The sequence below is a fragment of the Glaciimonas sp. PCH181 genome (genome assembly GCF_003056055.1).
In the GTDB taxonomy this organism is placed as follows: Bacteria; Pseudomonadota; Gammaproteobacteria; order Burkholderiales; family Burkholderiaceae_D; genus Glaciimonas.
Genome location: NZ_PYFP01000003.1, coordinates 1 through 21,225, shown reverse-complemented (window position 1 = coordinate 21,225; position 21,225 = coordinate 1). Strand labels below are relative to the sequence as shown.

General features: G+C 51.5%; 10 protein-coding genes, 2 tRNA genes, 3 rRNA genes and 1 pseudogene. 8 read left to right on the top strand and 8 right to left on the bottom strand.

The window, feature by feature from the left end:
- Positions 1-11: 11 nt before the first annotated feature.
- Positions 12-590: a YceI family protein gene (locus C7W93_RS20830; protein ID WP_201747326.1), complete on the bottom strand. Its 579-nt coding sequence runs from the start codon at positions 588-590 to the stop codon at positions 12-14.
- 123 nt (positions 591-713) lie between these two features.
- Between C7W93_RS20830 and arfB the strand changes: the two genes are divergently transcribed.
- Positions 714-1,151, top strand: a complete 438-nt coding sequence (gene arfB, locus C7W93_RS20825; RefSeq protein ID WP_108442273.1) for an alternative ribosome rescue aminoacyl-tRNA hydrolase ArfB — start codon at positions 714-716, stop codon at positions 1,149-1,151.
- A gap of 95 nt (positions 1,152-1,246) precedes the next feature.
- On the opposite strand, the gene C7W93_RS20820 is transcribed toward arfB, so the two are convergent.
- The 3 genes from C7W93_RS20820 to C7W93_RS20810 all read right to left on the bottom strand — a co-directional run bounded on the left by C7W93_RS20820 (position 1,247) and on the right by C7W93_RS20810 (position 8,452).
- The gene (locus C7W93_RS20820; RefSeq protein ID WP_108442657.1) at positions 1,247-5,284 is read right to left on the bottom strand and encodes a Pls/PosA family non-ribosomal peptide synthetase; all 4,038 of its coding nucleotides are present in this window, start codon (positions 5,282-5,284) and stop codon (positions 1,247-1,249) included.
- Between the two features lie 211 nt (positions 5,285-5,495).
- Positions 5,496-7,127 carry a histidine ammonia-lyase gene (gene hutH / locus C7W93_RS20815; protein WP_108442272.1) on the bottom strand — a complete coding sequence of 544 codons (1,632 nt, stop codon included), beginning with the start codon at positions 7,125-7,127 and terminating at the stop codon, positions 5,496-5,498.
- Positions 7,128-7,204: 77 nt separating this feature from the next.
- Positions 7,205-8,452: an allantoate amidohydrolase gene (locus C7W93_RS20810; RefSeq protein WP_108442271.1), complete on the bottom strand. Its 1,248-nt coding sequence runs from the start codon at positions 8,450-8,452 to the stop codon at positions 7,205-7,207.
- Positions 8,453-8,619: 167 nt separating this feature from the next.
- Between C7W93_RS20810 and C7W93_RS20805 the strand changes: the two genes are divergently transcribed.
- Together C7W93_RS20805 and C7W93_RS20800 are read left to right on the top strand one after the other, a co-directional pair.
- Complete coding sequence (locus C7W93_RS20805) at positions 8,620-9,987, top strand: C4-dicarboxylate transporter DctA (RefSeq protein WP_108442270.1); 1,368 nt, start codon at positions 8,620-8,622, stop codon at positions 9,985-9,987.
- 135 nt (positions 9,988-10,122) lie between these two features.
- Entirely contained in the window at positions 10,123-10,812 is a 690-nt protein-coding gene (locus C7W93_RS20800) for a GntR family transcriptional regulator (RefSeq protein ID WP_370446523.1), read from the top strand.
- A gap of 60 nt (positions 10,813-10,872) precedes the next feature.
- On the opposite strand, the gene C7W93_RS20795 is transcribed toward C7W93_RS20800, so the two are convergent.
- On the bottom strand, positions 10,873-12,009 hold the full coding sequence (locus C7W93_RS20795; RefSeq protein WP_225869985.1) for a PHB depolymerase family esterase: 1,137 nt from the start codon (positions 12,007-12,009) through the stop codon (positions 10,873-10,875).
- A 171-nt stretch (positions 12,010-12,180) separates the two neighbouring features.
- Positions 12,181-13,827, bottom strand: a complete 1,647-nt coding sequence (pgm, locus tag C7W93_RS20790) for a phosphoglucomutase (alpha-D-glucose-1,6-bisphosphate-dependent) (RefSeq protein ID WP_108442269.1) — start codon at positions 13,825-13,827, stop codon at positions 12,181-12,183.
- Between the two features lie 761 nt (positions 13,828-14,588).
- On the opposite strand from pgm, the gene C7W93_RS20785 reads away from it, so the two are divergent.
- The 5 genes from C7W93_RS20785 (at position 14,589) to rrf (ending at position 19,935) form a co-directional block, all read left to right on the top strand.
- Positions 14,589-16,121: ribosomal RNA gene (locus tag C7W93_RS20785) — 16S ribosomal RNA — on the top strand.
- A 131-nt stretch (positions 16,122-16,252) separates the two neighbouring features.
- Positions 16,253-16,329: transfer RNA gene (locus C7W93_RS20780), tRNA-Ile, on the top strand.
- Between the two features lie 9 nt (positions 16,330-16,338).
- Positions 16,339-16,414 (top strand) — tRNA-Ala (locus C7W93_RS20775).
- Positions 16,415-16,769: 355 nt separating this feature from the next.
- A 23S ribosomal RNA gene (locus C7W93_RS20770) occupies positions 16,770-19,645 on the top strand.
- Positions 19,646-19,822: 177 nt separating this feature from the next.
- Positions 19,823-19,935: ribosomal RNA gene (gene rrf / locus C7W93_RS20765) — 5S ribosomal RNA — on the top strand.
- The 16S, 23S and 5S rRNA genes sit together here with 2 tRNA genes alongside, the layout of an rRNA operon.
- Before the next feature lie 152 nt (positions 19,936-20,087).
- Here the strand turns inward: rrf and C7W93_RS25525 are convergent.
- Both C7W93_RS25525 and C7W93_RS20760 read right to left on the bottom strand, forming a co-directional pair.
- Positions 20,088-20,414 carry a transposase domain-containing protein gene (locus tag C7W93_RS25525; RefSeq protein ID WP_370446522.1) on the bottom strand — a complete coding sequence of 109 codons (327 nt, stop codon included), beginning with the start codon at positions 20,412-20,414 and terminating at the stop codon, positions 20,088-20,090.
- Positions 20,384-21,201 (bottom strand): annotated as a pseudogene (locus tag C7W93_RS20760) (IS66 family transposase). Before C7W93_RS20760 ends, C7W93_RS25525 begins: the two are co-directional and overlap by 31 nt.
- Positions 21,202-21,225: the final 24 nt, after the last annotated feature.

The following is a 21,225-nucleotide window of genomic DNA, read 5'->3' as shown; positions in this document are numbered from 1 at the left end:
CATTATGGATTTCAATATTCCTTGATCGCCTCGACAACGATATGAAGTGTCACTGCATCGCTGACGAAAGGGACGAAGCGTCCTAAATGATAGTCGCTGCGAAGAATTTCAACAAAACCATTCGCTCCGCATGCGCGTTTGCCATATAGCAGCATAAAGCGACAATTAAAATTGGTAATCTCCAATGTCACCGTGCGGGTAATATCTTTAATGGTGAGGTCACCTTCGATTTGCTTCAGGTTTTCGCCATCGAATATTAAGTGGTTAGAGGTAAATCGAATTTTCGGATATTTTTCCACATCAAAAAATTGGCTTCCCCGCAAAGTTTTGTTGAATAACTCGGTGCCGGTGTTAATCGAACCGGCATCGATCTCGATCATGACCTGTCCTGTGCCTGCGGTTTGATCCAGTTCGATAAACCCGCTAGTGGTATCGAAGCGATTCCGTTGCGTTGATAAGCCCCAATGGTTATATTCAAAAGAAGAAAAGGTGTGATCGGGATCAATTTGATAGCGCTCGGCGGCAGAACATACTGCGCTAAAAGACAAGGTTAGCATTAGAAGTAACCAACCGGCCCAGTCACATTTCATTATCGATCTGCGCATCAAGGAATCTCTTGGTGGTAGCTAAAATAAACCGCGCCTGTTATATCGCAGTATTGGATTGTGCGGCATGCCTGAGTTGCGATAAATTTTACCAATATAATAGGCCAAATGTTTCCTCCTAATGATCAAAATTTGCTGCGTATTGACGCGGGTCTTGCCATTCCTCTTTCCGAGATTGAGATGACGGGCGTGCGGGCGCAAGGACCGGGCGGCCAGAATGTGAATAAGGTCTCTTCGGCGATTCATCTGCGTTTTGATATTAATGCTTCATCGCTGCCAGACATTTACAAAGAAAAACTGTTGGCGTTGAATGATCAGCGGATTACCAAGGATGGTGTCGTCATTCTGAAGGCGCAACAATCACGTAGTCAGGAGCAAAATAAACTGGATGCTTTGCAACGGTTACAGGCGCTACTGTTGGCGGTCACTGTCGTACCGAAACGACGCCGTCCGACTAAACCCAGCTTTTCGTCTCAGTTGAAGCGGGTTGAAAGGAAAACCCGGCGGGGTCATGATAAAGCGATGCGTGGGAAAGTGGTGGTGTAGTTCGTAGTGTAGTTTTTAAATTGGCGCGGACTGATGCCGCGCCAAGCCGTAATGCGGGATAAGTTCGTGATTATCCCGCCTGAATTTCACTTCGCTTAACGACGTTCAGGCGCTGCCGGACAACCGCGCCAGCTAGTGCCTGCGGGGATATGTTCGCCCTTCATCACTAATGTCAGCGCGCCCAATTTGGCGTTGTCGCCGACAATCGCGCTATATAGCACGGCACTACGCGGCCCCATATACACCCGGCTGCCGATAGTGACGTGATCAACTTTCATTACCCGGTCTTCAAACAAGTGTGTTTGCGGGCAAGCGAAGGCATTCAGTTCACTGTGATCTCCGATGGAGACGCAATCGAACTCGGTAATGTCGGTGGTGTTCAGATAGACGCCGCGTCCAATCTTGGATCCCAACATTCTGAAAGCGATCGGTAGCCAAGGTGTGCCGCGCAGATAATTTAGCAGATTCGGGACGGCAATTCCCTCGTATAGATTGGTGACGCCCTCGGATAGCCAAACGAATGGTGTCCACATCGGCACGCTGCATTTGCGGTAACGTTTTAGCAGCAGCCACTTTATACATACGATCCAAATGAAAGTGCCGACGCCGTACATCAGTCCCGATAAAGTCAGTAACCAGATGACTTCGCCCCATAATCCAGCGCCTGCCAGCGGCATTAGATTTAAGACTAAGGTATAGCCGACTGCAATCACAATCGCGTGCGGCGAGACGATGCGGAACGCTTCCACCAGGCCACGTCCAAGACGGCGGCGTTTGGATGGCCGGAACGTTAAATGTTCAGGGAAGCCGCTGACTTCTTCGCGTGCAGGGAGATTGATTGGGGGCGAACCTAGCCAAGTGTCGCCGTTACGCATTTTGTCGTTCGCGGGTGCGCGGGTGTGCACGCCAATCAGGACGTTTTCCGGCAACGTGGTGCCATCTGGAATGTAGGCGCCATTGCCCACAAAACTGCGGCGCGAGATGACAGTCGGCTGCATACGCATCCAGCCGCCATCGATTTGTTCGTCACCCAACAGGACTGCGTCTGCGATAAAGGTTTCTTCGCCTAGCGTTAACATATCCGGCACCACGCCTAGCGCAGTCGAAATTTCAGCGCCGCGACCGACTTTTGCGCCCAGTAAGCGATACCAGAGCGGCGCATAAACAGTGGCGTAGACGCCATGCAATACGCTTAGGCTAGATTCTTGAATCTGATTGACCAGCCATTTGCTGCAATATTTATTGCTGCGCACTGGCCAGCTACCGGCTTTAAGCCGAGGCAAAATACTCCAGCGGATTCCTGCTGAAAGTAGGGCGGTGCAAATGATTAAAACGGCCGTTGCCGGAAATGCCATGACAAAATATTTGGTTAATTGGAATGTCAGCCGGTTACTTTGCAGCCAAGGGAAACGATCGTAATTATCCAGCCAGTCGATCAGAATAAAGCTCGGAAACACCGGCATAAAGAACAGCGTGGTAATCAGTAAGCCGCCTAACAGGAAGAAGACTGATTCGCCGACTTGACGTTTGCGTGTCACAGGCGGGCGCGGTGGGTTGGCGCGTCGGTCAAAAGCACCCATGTCGCGCGCTGGTGAGCCGCCCCAAATACGTTCGGCCGGTACGGACTGACCATCGCTCAGTGCAGACTGGCCATCGAGATGACCGTATTCGCCAATGTTGGTATTGCCTTCCAGCACGGCGTAAGAGCCGACGCAGGCTTCACGGCCAATGACGATTCGCCCCAGACGCAATTCGCCATGCTCAACCCGCGCGTTTTCAAAATTAACGGCGTTACCGACGGTCGCGCCGTCTTCAATGACCAGCAAATCGTGGCTGCGTAAGGTGATCGAGCCAATCAGAACTTCTGAGCCGATTCGCGCACCCAGTGCACGTAGCCACCAGGTGTAAATCGACGATCCGCTCAGTAAATAAGTGGGGGCTGCTTCAATCAGGCGGTCGGTAAGCCACCAGCGATAGTAGGTCAAGCCCCATAGTGGATAACGTCCAGGTTTGACACGACCGAGAATGAGCCACTTGGCGGCGATGGCGATGGCGAACTCAAAAAATGTTGCTAGCACAAAGACGCCGACCGAGAAGGCAATGGCGCGCAGGATGGAGTCGTCAGGATCGCCGGTAAAAAAGTGATAAGTAAAAAAGGGCGCGAGCCATTGCATCATGCGCATTGCTACCAGCCAAGGTACGGCCGCTGCTTGCGCCGCGCCGCAGACCCAACGTTTTACAACCGAGGGCGGGATCCAGCGGGTATCGACGGCGGCAGCAATTTCATGTTCTTCCGATAATACGGCAGCGATTTTGCCGACCACTCGATTCATATAGATATCGCGCACAGTGACGTGCGCAAAGCGCGGATCGGTGCGTAAAGCTGAAGCTAGCCGGGCCGCAAACAACGAATGGCCGCCAAGATCTGTAAAGAAATCAGCATCGCGGCGAATTGCCTGACCGGGGAAAAGTTTGGTTAGCGCAGCAAACAGCGCTTCTTCTGCCGGGGTTTCTGCAGTGTCGGAACCAGCACTCGTTTGACTGCCACTTACGACGGTTAAGGGACGAACTTTAAGCGCTTTTCTATCAATTTTTCCTGAAGTGAGTCGCGGCATTTCGCGCATCATTTCAAAAAAGCCGGGCACCATGTAAGGAGGGAGAAGTTTGCCTAAACTGTTGCGGAGGACGCTGGCGGCAATCTCGACGCCGTTTTCCGGCACGATGAAGGCGATTAGTTGATCGATACCGTCATCATTACGCAGAATGACCGCAGCAGTTCCAACGCCGGGTTGGCGCGCTAATACTTCTTCGATTTCTCCCAATTCGACCCGAAAGCCGCGAATCTTGACTTGATCATCCGTGCGGCCTAAACATTGCACGCGTCCATCGTCATCGATTCGGGCCAGATCGCCAGTGCGATACAAGCGGCTGTCGTAGTCGCCACAGGCCCATGGATTGCTTAAGAATTTTTCTGCCGTCAGATCGGGGCGCCCCAGATAGCCAGCGGCGACGCCAGGTCCTGTAATGCAGAGTTCGCCGACCTCGCCACGTGGCAATAGCGTCAAACCATGTTCGATCGCGGGATTGATAATCAGCATGCCGTAGTTTGGCAATGGCACGCCGATTGTCACCGGTTCATTGGCGCGCAATGCGGCCAGACTGGCAGATACAGTGATTTCAGTCGGACCGTAAGTATTGAAAATTTGTCGACCGGGCTTGGACCAGCGATTTACCAGCGCCTCCGGACACATTTCTCCACCCAGATTGATCAGGCGCAGACTTGGGATATCTTGATTGAATAGCGCTAGTAAAGTTGGCACGGCGTGCAGCACGGTAACATTGTTTGCAGCGAGTGCAAGCGGTAGCGCTTCAGGATCGGAGGCCAGTTCTTTTGGCGCGATCCATAGCGTTGCGCCGACCAGATAGCTGATCCAGATTTCTTCGAAAGACATATCGAACGCGACTGAAAATCCTTGGTACACGCGGTCTGTACCTCGCACGCCGAGCACCGCATTTTCACTGCGTAAAAAATGGCAGATGCTGGCTTGCGTGATTTCGATGCCCTTTGGTTTGCCAGTGGAGCCAGAGGTATAAATGACGTAGGCGGGATGTGTTCCTATCACGCCAGCACGTTTTTGCATCGGAGCAGACGACTCGGCAAGGAGATTTTCTGCCGTCCAAATGTTGTGCCCGAAGTTTTCTAATCGTGCAGAAAAAGACGCACAGGTGACGATCCCCGGCGCTTGTGCATCTTCGAGGCAAACCGCGATCCGTTCGACCGGCGTGTCTGCATCCAGCGGCAACCATGCTGCGCCTGCTTTGGCGATTGCCGCTTGCATGATCAGTAAATCAATCCCGCGTGGCAGCCATAATCCGACGATTTGCCCCGCATGAACGCCAGCTTCAATCAGTTTTGAGGCAGCGGTGTCGGCGGCGTGATTGAGCTCTTGATAAGTGATACGGCGGTCGCCGAAAATACACGCGATTTGTTGCGGCACACGCTTAGCGGTAGCCTCAAGAATGCCGGCGAGGATTTCATCGCGGATGAGTTCTGGTTGAAGAGGTCCTAGCAGAATGCCGGGATTAACAACGGCTGCGAGTGTATCGATACGGGCTAGCGTGGATTCGGTCATGAAGAGGTGCGGCGGGACAAAGCGCGATGTTAACATGGCAGCAATGACCCAGCATGTTCGATGAGACAATATCGTCGTGTTTTCATCAAATCCGCAACAATGCTGCAAAGATTGCGGGACCTCGTGAAAATGCCACCATTTTTCTGGTGGCATTTTCATTTTCTTTGGCAGAAATAATGTTGCTTATTTGCACTCTGGATTGCTAAATTAGCTATACGATATTACCAATTTTAGCCGCCACCGCCTCGCGTACCGAACCGCTCACCACAAACGACTGCGCCATCAAAATGTCATCATGAAACCAGCGATCGCCATCCAGACACGCCGGAATCTGGCGACGAATTTCATCGTAGGCGGCTTGCGTTCCTTGACCCAGCACGAACTCTGGCAATAATGCTTCGGTCATCGTCAATGCTTGCGCTGCCAGCAACATTTCTACGCCGATAATGTACTGGGTATTCGCCACCACCGTCGCTGCCTTGCGCGCACACCAGGTCGAGTTGGAGACGTGATCTTCGCTGTTGCCCTTGGCTGGAATGCTATCGACGCTGCCCGGCATGCACAATGTGCGGTTTTCCATCACCAGCGAACTCAGCGAACACTGCACCACCGGATAACCGGTATTGACGCCGCGCACGCCGCTCATCAAATTGCGCGGCAAGCCCCATGAGAGGGTCGGATCGATCAAACGCGCCACGCGACGTTCGCAAATGCTGCCCAGGTCGGTGATCGCCATCGCCATCAAATCCATCGCCTGTGCCAGATATTGGCCGTGGAAATTGCCGCCGGAAATGATCTCGAAACCACCGCCATCCTTGCCAAAAATCAACGGATTATCGGTCGCCGAATTGATCTCTTTATCGACGATATTGTCGATGTAATCGAGCGCGTCGAAGACCGGGCCATACACCTGCGGCGCGCAACGCAACGAATACACATCCTGAATCCGGGGGCTGTAAGGAATATCGGTACGACGTGATTCTTCCGGAAACTGCACTGCACGGGCGGCATGCGTGGTACGGGTCGAGCCTTTGAGTAATTTGCGGACGACCGCCGCCGTTTTGATCTGACCGGCGTGCGGACGGGCTTGCTGAATCCGCGGATCAAAGGCCGCCATCTCGGCCCGCATCGCTTCCAGCGTCAGGCCCAGCGACAAACACGCATCGGTCAGCAAATTGCGGGCGTCGTGCGCGACCAGCACCGCAACCGCCAGCGAGGCCGTGCAACCATTGATCAGCGCCGATGCATCTTTGGCCTGCAAATCGAATTTCACCGGACTGATCCCCGCCTTCGTAATCGCGGCGGGCGCGTGCATGCGCTGGCCCTGATACATGACTTCGGCCTCATCAAACCCGGCGATCGCGGCGGCCAGATACGACAATGGCGCAAGGTCACCGGAGGCACCGACCGAACCTTTTTGCGGCATGATCGGATGAATCCCGGCGTTCAGAAACGCCAGCAACCGGTCCACCACTTCAACCCGTGGCGCGGAGTAATTACTGGCAAACGCATTGGCGCGCAGCAACATTGTGGCGCGGCTGACTTCTTCTGAAAATGGCTCGCCAATACCGGCGCAATGGGCTTTGATCAATTGCGTCTGAAACAGCGCAATGTGTTCGACCTTGATCCGCGTATCTTTGAGCAAACCGACGCCGGTATTAAAACTGTACATCATCGGCGCATCGTCATGCATCCAGGTCGACTCAATATAATCGCGGCTTTCTTTCAATGCAGCGCGGGAAGAATCTGCCAGCGTGACGCTGACATGCGGCGCACGGGCGACGCTCATAACCTGCGCTGCGGTGAGAGTAAAGCCATCAATGGTGAGAGTTGTATTGGTCATTTTTCTTTCCGATTCTGAGATTGCGTTGCTAATAGTTAGTGAGAGAGGTTTAATTAGTTGCGGTATTTCCGATGGCGCTATTTCGCAAAGTGTTCGACAAAATAGCTAAACGCCTGTGAGGCGAGGGCGGCGTCCTCTGTGGTCATGATTTCGTCGGGATGGTGGCTAATACCACCGTTACCGCAACGGACAAATAGCATTGCAACATCGGTGATTGCCGCCATTGCCATCGCATCATGACCGGCACCTGAAGGAAGGTAGCGCACGGGGATTTCGGAGGATGCGATGGCCGATGCCAATTGCTGCTGTAACCAAGGGGCGCACGGCACGCTAACGGCATCATGGGTTTGTCTGGCGCGGATAACGACGTTACGGCGTTGACCTATTTTGTTCATTTCAGCTAGGACATCTGTCACTGCCGCCAGCCGCACAGCGTCATCGCCAGCCCGGATATCAATAGAAAAAATCGCTTTGCCTGGAACCACGTTGGCAGCACCGTTAGGCACAGTAAACTGCCCCACCGTCCCCACTAATCCTGCTGTGCCATGGCACCGTCTTTCTATACATAGACCGATTTCTGCCCCGGCCATGGCTGCATCGCGCCGCATTTCCATCGGCACTGTTCCTGCATGTCCGGCGAGGCCATCGATTTCGACCATGAAACGGGATGCGCCGGAAATCGCGGTGACGATGCCTAGCGGTAATTGTTCATTGAGCAGAACCGGGCCTTGTTCAATGTGTACCTCTACAAAAGCGAGTACTGATTCCGGTGCATACGCTGCCTTGGCAAGGCCGACCGCATGGAATCCGGAAGCGGCCATCACTTCGCGCATGCTGAGTCCGGCATCATCCAGATTGTCGAGCACACCCATGTCAAAAGTGCCTGCCGCGGCCCGACTGCCTAATAAGGTTGCTTTAAAGCGCACCCCTTCTTCCTCAGCGAAGCCGATCACTTCGAGCGCAAAAGGGAAGCGCTTGCCGATGGCGTGCCACTGTTTAATACAGGCAATCGGTAGCAGGATGCCAAGGTTGCCGTCATATTTTCCACCGTTGCGGACCGAGTCGAAATGCGAGCCGGTGATCAGCGCGGGGGCGTTTGGTGTAATTGCTTCATAGCGGCCGATCACGTTGCCGGCCATATCGCGTCTAACCTGCATCCCCGCCTCACACATCCATTCGGCCAGTTGCGCCGCCGCTGCGTGGTGGGCAGGGGTCAAATATGTGCGAGTAAGCATGCCTGCTACTTCGGTGTGTTGCGCCAAATCCTCAGACCATTGCATGATTTGCGCGCCGCTATCCATGTGCTTAGCTTGTTGGGAAGTCATTGTCGTCTCCTTTTGTCTTTTTTGGATATTACTCTTGAATTCAGTTATTGCATACAAAAAATGAATGCACTATATTGTATCCAAGGCAGCCACTTTTAAAGGCAATATCGTGGCGAGATCTTGTTGGTATAAATTTAATAATTAAATCGAGTAGCCAGGAGACAAACATGCAGCGCCGCTTATCCACATTTTTTAAATCGCTTTTTGGTCAAGTCGTTATCGGCTTGGTGTTAGGGATCGTTGTTGGGGTGCTATATCCCAAGTTTGGCGAGAGTATGAAACCGCTAGGTGACGGTTTCATCAAGCTGGTCAAAATGATCATCCCCATGATTGTATTTTGTGTAGTTGTGCAGGGAATTTACGGTGCAGGCGAGCTAAAGAAAGTGGGGCGAGTTGGCCTGAAGGCATTGATTTATTTTGAGGTTGTCACTGCAGTTGCCTTGGCGCTGGGCTTGTTGCTGGCGTTTGTTTTTCATCCTGGAGCCGGGATGAATATTGATGTCGGTGCACTCGATGCGAGTTCGCTGACGAATTATGTAGATACGGCTAACAAGGTTAAGGGCACTGGTTTCGCTGATTTTGTGATGAAAATCATCCCTAACACCGTGGTGAGTGCATTTACATCGGGCGATGTGCTGCAAGTGCTGTTGTTTTCCGTCATTTTTGGCTGTGCGTTGTCACTGATCGGTGAGAAAGCAGCGCCGATAGTCAGCATCGTCGGCAGCATGTCGGCGGCATTTTTCAAATGTATGTCATTCATTATCAAACTTGCGCCGCTGGGTGTGTTTGGTGCGATTGCCTTTACGGTCGGGAAATATGGCGTGGGTTCGTTGCAGCAATTAGGCTTTTTAGTCGCCTTGTTTTATCTGTCGGTGATCGTTTTTGTGTTTGCCATTTTGGGGACCATTCTAAGGCTCACAGGATTCAGTATTTTCAAACTGATTAAATATTTGCGCGAAGAATTGATGGTGGTGCTGGCGACGGCGTCATCGGATGCAGTATTGCCGCAAATTATGAAAAAACTCGAATATATGGGAATCAAAAATTCGACCGTGGGATTAGTGATTCCGACAGGTTATTCGTTCAATCTGGATGCTTTTTCAATTTACCTGACACTTGCTGCCGTATTTATTGCTCAGGCAACGAATACGCCGCTGGCAACGACTGATTTGCTGGCAATTTTGGCGGTTGCGTTGATTACTTCAAAAGGCGCGCATGGCGTGCCCGGCTCAGCCATTGTGATTTTGGCTGCGACCTTGTCGGCGATTCCGGCGATTCCGGTAGTTGGTCTGGTATTGGTTTTATCGGTTGATTGGTTTATGGGGATCGCGCGTGCCTTGGGTAACTTACTGGGTAATTGTGTCGCGACTGTGGTGGTGGCGGTGTGGGAAAAAGATATCGATCGGAAGCGCGCCCATGCTGTTTTGAACGGTGATCTTGCCGCTATCGAAGAGTACGATGCGCAAAAAAGACTTGAGAACGGCGTCGAAAATGGTAAGCCAGACAGTCATTTGCATCTGCATACGGCGCATTAATCCCGGCGCTGAATAGAGGGCCTCTGGCGAATGGATCGCCAGAGGCGCAGCGATAATCCTCAGGAATAGCATTTGCAAGTACAATTTCTGCCTTTAAATAACGTTATTGCGTTTAAGGTCAGCGACACTATGAACATGCCTTCAAGTCCAATCGTTGCCGACAGTTCGGATAGTATTGCCGCGGACATTACGATGGCGATTGCGGAGCAACGCCTGCCGCCAGGTACTAAGTTGCGCGAGGAGGCGCTTGCGCGTCTGTATTCGGTAAGCCGGACTAAGATCCGGGCAGCATTGGTCATGCTGGCCAAAGATAAATTAATTGATTTGGTGCCTGACAAAGGTGCTTTTGTTAGTCAGCCTACCGAAGAAGAAGCGCGTGAGATATTTTTTGTGCGGCGTATTCTGGAAGAGGCGCTAGTCAGAGAGTTCGTAGCGAAGGCTAAACCTGAAGACTATTTAATAATTGATCGCCATCTGGTGCAGGAACGCGATGCGCTATCGAAAGAGAATCCACAAACACGCTCTAAATTATTGAGCGATTTTCATATTCTGCTGGCAGAGACAGTGGGGAATCAGGTCCTTACCGATGTGCTGGTAAAACTTGCGGGCCGCAGTTCGCTGATTACGATGCTGTATCAATCGACACGTGATGCCGTCTGTTCATCGGATGAACATCTGGCTTTTATTGCGGCGGCTAAAGTCGGTGACGTTGAAAATGCGGTGCAACTTATGATGCATCACCTGCATCACGTCGAATCTGCGTTACAGTTCGAAAGAAAACCGGAAAGCGATAAGAAGGATTTCGTTAAGGCCTTGCTAGCGTGAGATTGTTTGACGTTACTTAAGATGGTTCAGGCGCTTTGTTTGAAGCGCCGTTGTTCAACTTCAGGATGCTACAACGCGTCGGTGTTGTCTGAAAAAATCCCATAGCATTTTGGTGGCGTCTGGGCCCGCGCAGGCGTTGTAACGTATTGCGCAATCGCCGCCACTCCAGGCATGTCCTAGCTGAGAAATTTCGCATACCTTTACTAGCAATTTTTTCTCGTCGTAATAATCGTGAATTTTATAGGCGTGATGAGGGTGGCGGCTATTCGCCGTGCTGGCGGCTTTAATGATAACGGTGGCTTCGGCTTGGGCGGTGACGCCGTTTAATGTTCTGAATTGTTGCGTTAATTGCAGAATATTTACTGGGCGCACGACGGTATCCTCCAGACCATGAATCAGGATGGCAGGCATCTTTGGAAATGCAATATGCTTTTTTTCGATATTGCTGATCGACTCGGACAGATATTTCGCAGTGCCCCGTTGCATTACGCCATAAGCACCGACAAGGGAGTGTCCCGCGCCGAAAACAGTACCAGAATGTATCCCCACAGCAGTGATCAAATGCGGATAATTCAGCGCCACAATCGAGGCCATCGAAGCCCCTGCCGACAGCCCAGCGATGTAAATGCGTGTTTTGTCGATGGGATATTTGTCAGACGCAATGCCGATGATGGCTGCTATTCGCTTGGCATCGCCGCCGCCTTCCTGAGTTTCACGGTTGTACCAATTCCAGCACCGTTTCATGTGGCCGGTATAGGATTGCTGCGGATATAGAACGGCAAAGCCTTGCCTTTCGGCAAGCTGATTCATGCGTGTACCGCGCGCGAAATCATCCACACTTTGATTGCAGCCGTGCAGCATGACCACTAACGGAAGCGCGGTTGCCGGTGCGTTGGCAGGTAAATACAACCAATATTGCATGCGCCGCCGTGTTGTTGCTGCCCCTTCCGACGGAGATGTGTAATAAAACGATAGCCATTGGCCAGGTAACGCAGGCGCGGCAATTGTTTTACTGACTGGCGCGGATTTAAGTGATTTTGTCGCAGAGACTTTTTTTGCCGGCGATTTAACAGGTTTGCGTTTTGCTTTCGCTGGCTTCGCAAGAAACGTTTTGGCTAATTTCTTACCTTGGGTTTGCTGCGCTTTGCTAATAGTTTTAACGCCGCGCCACCATAATCGACTGAGAGCTTTTAGCATAATGAGCGCTTCACCTAAATGGACTGACTTTAGTGTAATAGGGTTTGCCAAGCTTCAGCAATGCAGTGACGCTGGATAATTTGATATAAGCATTGCGGTGTTGCAATGCGTTATTTAATTATCTTGATCTGCCCTTTGTATGGGATAAAGCCTTTCTTGTCAGGTTAGCTACTATCCTGCGCCTAAAGCTGTATCTACAATCGTTTGGGCTTCTTTGATGATTTGCTGTAAATGCGCATCGCCACGGAAGCTTTCAGCATAAATTTTATAAATTTCTTCAGTGCCCGATGGACGCGCTGCAAACCAGCCATTTTCTGTGCTAACTTTCAGGCCGCCGATGGCAGCGTCATTGCCCGGCGCCTTAGTCAAAATGCTGATAATTTTTTCGTCAGCTAGCGCGGTGGAAGGTATTTGCTGCGGGGAAAGCGCGGCCAAAGCTGCTTTTTGCGTTGGCGTGGCAGGTGCTTCTACGCGATCAGCCACGGCTACACCCAATTCCTGCTCAAGTTTTTGATAGGCTTGCGCAGGATCGTTACCAGTGCGCGCGGTCATCTCGGCTGCTAACAATGCTGGTGTCATGCCATCTTTATCTGTCGTCCAGACCGTGCCATCCAGTCTTAGAAATGCGGCACCGGCGCTTTCTTCGCCACCAAAGCCGAGCGAACCATCGAAAAGACCATCGACAAACCACTTGAAACCGACCGGTACTTCATATAACCGTCTGCCTAATTTGGTGCAAACGCGATCGATTATCTGACTACTGACGACGGTTTTGCCGATACCGGCATTTTGACGCCATTGAGGGCGATTTTGAAACAGGTAATCGATAGCGACCGCGAGATAATGATTCGGCGGCATCAATCCGCCGCTGCCGGTAACGATGCCGTGACGGTCGTGATCCGTATCGCAGGCGAAGGCGACGTCGAAGCGATCTTTGAGATCAATTAAGCGCTGCATGGCGTAGGGCGATGATGGGTCCATGCGAATCTTGCCGTCCCAATCGAGGGTCATAAAACGAAAGGTTGGATCGACGATCTCGCTGACTACGGTCAGGTTGATTTTGTAGCGTTCTGCAATACGCGCCCAATAATGGACGCCTGCGCCGCCGAGAGGATCGACACCCAAGCGAACGTTAGCGCTTCGTATGACTTCCATATCGATGACATTGCCGAGGTCATTAACATAGTTGTTTAAATAGTCGTAACGGTGGGTCGTGGGCGCAAGTAAGGCTTTTTCAAAAGGCATGCGATGCACGCCTTGCAATCCAGTTTTTAGAAAGTCATTGGCGGTAGCCTGGATCCAGTCAGTGATATCGGTATCTGCCGGTCCACCATTTGGTGGATTGTATTTGAAGCCGCCATTGTCGGGCGGATTGTGGGAAGGCGTGACAACAATCCCATCGGCTAATCCGGTTGTACGGCCACGGTTGTAGGTCAATATCGCGTGTGAAATGACGGGAGTAGGTGTGTACTCATCATTTTCGGCAAGCATCACGTCTACGCCATTTGCCGCCAGTACTTCAAGTGCGCTGGCCGCCGCTGGTTCCGATAGCGCGTGCGTATCAATCCCAAGAAATAATGGACCAGTAATGTTCTGTTGTTTGCGGTACTGGCAAATGGCTTGCGTGATCGCTAATACGTGCCATTCGTTAAACGTGTTTTGAAAGGATGAGCCACGGTGACCTGATGTGCCAAAGGCGACATGTTGCGCGACTAGAGCGGGGTCTGGTCGATTGCTGTAATAAGCCGTGATAAGTTTAGGGATGTTTACCAAGACATCAGTTGGCGCGGGTTTGCCTGCCAGGGGATTTATATTCACGTTGCTATCCTTTATGTGGGTTATTTACTTTGGCTCGATGGCGAGAAGTAATCAACAGCTGTAAGGCGCGCATGTACTGATTGCGACGCCTGTATATAAGGGTAGGGCTGTGTGGTAACTAGTAACTAGATAGACTGCGCACTGATTGCGGTAGTTCATCTTACAAAGATTTTTGACTTATCTGGGGAGACTTTAGGTCAGAAAAGTACGGATTTTACCTATCGTTAAAAATGTTTAAAAATTATGACAAAACTGCTTGCCAGTGTGTGGATGTGTTGCTATAGTTCGGCCTCTGTTGAAAACGACGCGCAATAAACGACACGGTGCAAGCGGTGTTGGGGGCGAAGTTGGGGATGGAACGGGGTTGTAAATGTGGGTGATTTTAAGTAGTCATAAAGTAGTTGGATCGGATTTAAATTGTTGTTAAAACGGTTTAAAAAAGAGTTGACGAAAAGCTTGAAGCGCCCCATAATCTCATCTCTCTGCTGCTGACAAACAAAACGATTTGTTGGTGCTGCGAACACTGCGGTGTGACGCAAAACAGAGGACAGTTCTTTAACAATTAACAGCCGATAAGTGTGGGCGTTTAATGAAAGTGCAGCGTAAATTACTTCGGTAGTTTGCGTATAACTTAAAACATTAAATGTTCACAAAAGAAGAAAATAGGATATTTCGCAAGGTCAAACTTGGGGAGTAGCCTGTCAGTATTTTGAGTGAGCGATAGCAGCGATGCTAGGCAGCAATGCCACAAAACAGAGATTAAACTGAAGAGTTTGATCCTGGCTCAGATTGAACGCTGGCGGCATGCCTTACACATGCAAGTCGAACGGTAACAGGGAGCTTGCTCCGCTGACGAGTGGCGAACGGGTGAGTAATATATCGGAACGTGCCTTTGAGTGGGGGATAACTAGTCGAAAGATTAGCTAATACCGCATACGATCTACGGATGAAAGTGGGGGATTCGTAAGAACCTCATGCTCAAAGAGCGGCCGATATCTGATTAGCTAGTTGGTGAGGTAAAGGCTCACCAAGGCTTCGATCAGTAGCTGGTCTGAGAGGACGACCAGCCACACTGGGACTGAGACACGGCCCAGACTCCTACGGGAGGCAGCAGTGGGGAATTTTGGACAATGGGCGCAAGCCTGATCCAGCAATGCCGCGTGAGTGAAGAAGGCCTTCGGGTTGTAAAGCTCTTTTGTCAGGGAAGAAACGGTCTTGGATAATACCTGGGGCTAATGACGGTACCTGAAGAATAAGCACCGGCTAACTACGTGCCAGCAGCCGCGGTAATACGTAGGGTGCAAGCGTTAATCGGAATTACTGGGCGTAAAGCGTGCGCAGGCGGTTGTGTAAGACAGGTGTGAAATCCCCGGGCTTAACCTGGGAATGGCATTTGTGACTGCACGGCTAGAGTGTGTCAGAGGGGGGTAGAATTCCACGTGTAGCAGTGAAATGCGTAGAGATGTGGAGGAATACCGATGGCGAAGGCAGCCCCCTGGGATAACACTGACGCTCATGCACGAAAGCGTGGGGAGCAAACAGGATTAGATACCCTGGTAGTCCACGCCCTAAACGATGTCTACTAGTTGTCGGGTCTTAATTGACTTGGTAACGCAGCTAACGCGTGAAGTAGACCGCCTGGGGAGTACGGTCGCAAGATTAAAACTCAAAGGAATTGACGGGGACCCGCACAAGCGGTGGATGATGTGGATTAATTCGATGCAACGCGAAAAACCTTACCTACCCTTGACATGTACGGAACGCCTGAGAGATTAGGTGGTGCTCGAAAGAGAACCGTAACACAGGTGCTGCATGGCTGTCGTCAGCTCGTGTCGTGAGATGTTGGGTTAAGTCCCGCAACGAGCGCAACCCTTGTCATTAGTTGCTACGAAAGGGCACTCTAATGAGACTGCCGGTGACAAACCGGAGGAAGGTGGGGATGACGTCAAGTCCTCATGGCCCTTATGGGTAGGGCTTCACACGTCATACAATGGTACATACAGAGGGCCGCCAACCCGCGAGGGGGAGCTAATCCCAGAAAGTGTATCGTAGTCCGGATTGTAGTCTGCAACTCGACTACATGAAGTTGGAATCGCTAGTAATCGCGGATCAGCATGTCGCGGTGAATACGTTCCCGGGTCTTGTACACACCGCCCGTCACACCATGGGAGCGGGTTTCACCAGAAGTAGGTAGCCTAACCGTAAGGAGGGCGCTTACCACGGTGGGATTCGTGACTGGGGTGAAGTCGTAACAAGGTAGCCGTATCGGAAGGTGCGGCTGGATCACCTCCTTTCTAGAGTTTGTACGGACATTAAGCGTCCACACTTATCGGTGTGTTAGTTAAAAGAAGAACAGTTATAGGTAGAGCGCGGTGCGCGTGCGATAGAGGGTTTATCGTTGACTACTGAAGTACTGATCCAAAGCGGGTCTGTAGCTCAGTTGGTTAGAGCACCGTGTTGATAACGCGGGGGTCGTTGGTTCGAGCCCAACCAGACCCACCACAAGTTTATGGGGGCTTAGCTCAGCTGGGAGAGCACCTGCTTTGCAAGCAGGGGGTCATCGGTTCGATCCCGTTAGCCTCCACCATATTGTTTGATTCCCAGAGCGGGGGTTGAGCGTGGTGAAATATCAAACCTAAGTCAGGTATTACGCAGGGTAAGACAGCGTGATGCGGCGCGATTTAGGTTTGATCTTTTTAAGATCATTGGCTGTTTGTTCTTTAACAATTTAGAAGAAGTAAAGATTCGTCCGCAGTGCGACAGCATTGTGGATGGGTATGATTGTATCAAATCAAAAAGTATTAAAAGAGTTCTCAAAAGAGCATACGAGAGTATGCAACTGCGAAAACACTTTGGATACGGCAAACGCTAAAGTAATACTCATAAGTAATATCCTATAACCGGTTTTTAGACGTGAACGCGTCTAGAGGCTAACGTTATAGGGACAAGTGAATAAGTGCACATGGTGGATGCCTTGGCGATTACAGGCGATGAAGGACGTAGTAGCTTGCGATAAGCTGCGGGGAGCGAGCAAACACGCTTTGATCCGCAGATTTCCGAATGGGGAAACCCACCCTTTTAGGGTATTGCATACTGAATACATAGGTATGCAAGGCGAACGTGGCGAACTGAAACATCTAAGTAGCTACAGGAAAAGAAATCAACCGAGATTCCCAAAGTAGTGGCGAGCGAAATGGGAACAGCCTGCACGATTTAGCATCAGCGATAATGGAACACTCTGGAAATAGTGGCCATAGAGGGTGATAGCCCCTTACATGAAATCGGTGGTGTGGAACTAAGTGTGCGACAAGTAGGGCGGGACACGTGTAATCCTGTCTGAACATGGGGGGACCATCCTCCAAGGCTAAATACTCGTAATCGACCGATAGTGAACCAGTACCGTGAGGGAAAGGCGAAAAGAACCCCGGAAGGGGAGTGAAATAGATCCTGAAACCGTGTGCATACAAACAGTAGGAGCGGACTTGTTCCGTGACTGCGTACCTTTTGTATAATGGGTCAGCGACTTACATTCAGTGGCAAGCTTAACCGTATAGGGAAGGCGTAGAGAAATCGAGTCCGAATAGGGCGTTCAGTCGCTGGGTGTAGACCCGAAACCAAGTGATCTACTCATGGCCAGGATGAAGGTGCGGTAACACGCACTGGAGGTCCGAACCCACTAATGTTGAAAAATTAGGGGATGAGCTGTGGGTAGGGGTGAAAGGCTAAACAAACTTGGAAATAGCTGGTTCTCTCCGAAAACTATTTAGGTAGTGCCTCAAGTATCACCATCGGGGGTAGAGCACTGTTATGGCTAGGGGGTCATTGCGACTTACCAACCCATTGCAAACTCCGAATACCGATGAGTGCGAGCTTGGGAGACAGACGCCGGGTGCTAACGTCCGACGTCAAGAGGGAAACAACCCAGACCGCCAGCTAAGGTCCCAAAGATTGGCTAAGTGGCAAACGAAGTGGGAAGGCTAAAACAGTCAGGAGGTTGGCTTAGAAGCAGCCATCCTTTAAAGAAAGCGTAATAGCTCACTGATCGAGTCGTCCTGCGCGGAAGATGTAACGGGGCTAAGCCAGTCACCGAAGCTGCGGATATCAATTTATTGATATGGTAGGAGAGCGTTCTGTAAGCCTGCGAAGGTGTCTTGTAAAGGATGCTGGAGGTATCAGAAGTGCGAATGCTGACATGAGTAGCGATAATGGGGGTGAAAAGCCTCCACGCCGTAAGCCCAAGGTTTCCTGTTCAACGTTCATCGGAGCAGGGTGAGTCGGCCCCTAAGGCGAGGCAGAGATGCGTAGCTGATGGGAAGCAGGTTAATATTCCTGCACCGTCGTGTGATGCGATGGGGGGACGGATCGCGGAAGGTTGTCCGACTGTTGGAATAGTCGGTTTTTGGCTCAGAGAAGGCTGTTAGGCAAATCCGGCAGCGTAATTCAAGGGGTTGAGACGAGTGAATTTATTCACGAAGCAATCGGAAGTGGTTCCAAGAAAAGCCTCTAAGCTTCAGTCACACGAGACCGTACCGCAAACCGACACAGGTGGGCGAGATGAGTATTCTAAGGCGCTTGAGAGAACTCGGGAGAAGGAACTCGGCAAATTTGTACCGTAACTTCGGGATAAGGTACGCCCCGGTAGCTTGACTGGCTTGCGCCAGAAGGGTGAAAGGGCTGCAATAAAAAGGTGGCTGCGACTGTTTAATAAAAACACAGCACTATGCAAACACGAAAGTGGACGTATATGGTGTGACTCCTGCCCGGTGCTGGAAGATTAAATGATGGGGTGCAAGCTCTTGATTGAAGTCCCAGTAAACGGCGGCCGTAACTATAACGGTCCTAAGGTAGCGAAATTCCTTGTCGGGTAAGTTCCGACCTGCACGAATGGAGTAACGATGGCCACACTGTCTCCTCCCGAGACTCAGCGAAGTTGAAATGTTTGTGATGATGCAATCTACCCGCGGCTAGACGGAAAGACCCCATGAACCTTTACTGTAGCTTTGCATTGAATTTTGAACCAATCTGTGTAGGATAGGTGGGAGGCTTTGAAGCGTGAACGCTAGTTTGCGTGGAGCCAACCTTGAAATACCACCCTGGTTTGTTTGAGATTCTAACCTTGGTCCGTTATCCGGATCGGGGACAGTGCATGGTAGGCAGTTTGACTGGGGCGGTCTCCTCCCAAAGTGTAACGGAGGAGTTCGAAGGTACGCTAGGTACGGTCGGACATCGTGCTGGTAGTGCAATGGCATAAGCGTGCTTAACTGCGAGACTGACAAGTCGAGCAGGTACGAAAGTAGGACATAGTGATCCGGTGGTTCTGTATGGAAGGGCCATCGCTCAACGGATAAAAGGTACTCTGGGGATAACAGGCTGATTCCTCCCAAGAGTTCATATCGACGGGGGAGTTTGGCACCTCGATGTCGGCTCATCACATCCTGGGGCTGTAGCCGGTCCCAAGGGTATGGCTGTTCGCCATTTAAAGTGGTACGTGAGCTGGGTTTAAAACGTCGTGAGACAGTTTGGTCCCTATCTGCCGTGGGCGTTGGAAATTTGAAGGGGGCTGCTCCTAGTACGAGAGGACCGGAGTGGACGAACCTCTGGTGTACCGGTTGTCACGCCAGTGGCATTGCCGGGTAGCTAAGTTCGGAAGAGATAACCGCTGAAAGCATCTAAGCGGGAAACTTGCCTTGAGATGATATTTCCCGGGAACTAGATTCCCCTAAAGGGTCGTTCGAGACCAGGACGTTGATAGGCTGGGTGTGGAAGCGTAGTAATACGTTAAGCTAACCAGTACTAATTGCCCGTGCGGCTTGTCCCTATAACCTTAGCAGGTTATATATAAGCTAATGAGATATGTGTTTGCCTGAAAAGTGCAATCATACCCAGTGTTGGGGTAACGAAACCCTCGTTACCCCAACACATGAAACAAAACTTTACTTCTTCTAGATTGCGTTGTGTGTTGCCCGATTGGGAACATATGACACTACAGTTTATGCCTGATGACCATAGCGAGTTGGTACCACCCCTTCCCATCCCGAACAGGACCGTGAAACGACTTTGCGCCGATGATAGTGCTGCAACCAGTGTGAAAGTAGGTCATCGTCAGGCTTTTATTAGAAAACCCTCCCAGAGAAATCTGGGAGGGTTTTTGCTTTGGGCAATCGAAATCGAATCGAAATCGGATCGATAGTCCCGGTACCACCATTCTTCATATGTAAGCGTCGTTCAAAGGCCGTATTGACAGCCCCGCATTTCAGCGGCTATTGCTTTGGCGCAGATATGATCGCCAGCCTAGATGCCAGATTCCAAGGCAGGAAGTCATCAATTTGATTGACGGGATGATCGGCAATATGCGTCAGGACGTAGCGCAACCATGCTGCCGGATCGACGCCATTGAGTTTAGCCGTCCCAATGAGCGAGTAGATAGCGGCGGCACGTTCGCCGCCATTGTCGGAGCCTGCAAACAGATAATTACGTCGTCCAATGGCGATACCGCGCAATGCGCGTTCGGCGGCCGAATTATCGATCTCGATGCTGCCATCGTCGCAATAGCGGGTTAATGCTGGCCATAAATTGAGGGCGTACAGGATCGCGCCGCAGTAGTATCGGATTTGCGCGACAGCGTCAACAAACTTGCCCGCAGCCAGCTTTCCAACGCATCAATGAGCGGGCGCGACTGCGCCTGGCGCACTGCCTGTCTTACCTGTGGCGGTTTGCCACGTATGCTTGCTTCGATCTCATACAATGCGCCGATGCGGCGCAAGGCTTCAGTGGTGATTGGCGAGGCCCGTGCTGCATGCAAGTCGAAGAATTTGCGTCGCGCGTGCGCCCAGCACGCAGCCTCCTGTACACGACCGGTTGCATAAATCGCGTTGAATCCGGCATACGCATCGGCCTGCAGAACGCCGGCGCGCCAGATGGGTCTGAGGATGGATACCTTTGCGGTCGGCGTGTAAGCGAACCAGACTGCCGGGGCATCGGTTGATCCCGATGGCCGGTCGTCGCGGACATACGTCCACAGTCTGGCTGTTTGGTCTTGCCATTGCCGGGTGCCAGTACCGGGATCGGGGTGTCGTCGGCATGTAATTTGGTCGTTGCCATCACATGACGGCGTACCGCATCGACCAGCGGTCGCAGCAGGCTGCTGGCAGCACCGACCCAGTCTGCCAATAATCCCCGATCCAGTTCCACACCTTCCCGGGCATAGATGACCGATTGCCGGTAGAGCGGAAGATGATCAGCGAACTTGCTCACCAGAATATGGGCGAGTAATCCGGGCCCCGCCAGACCGCGTGCAATCGGACGGCTGGGTGCCGGCGCCTGGACGATGCAGTCGCAGCAGGTGCAAGCGAGTTTGGGACGCACATGCCGGATGACCCGAAAGCTGGCCGGGACGAA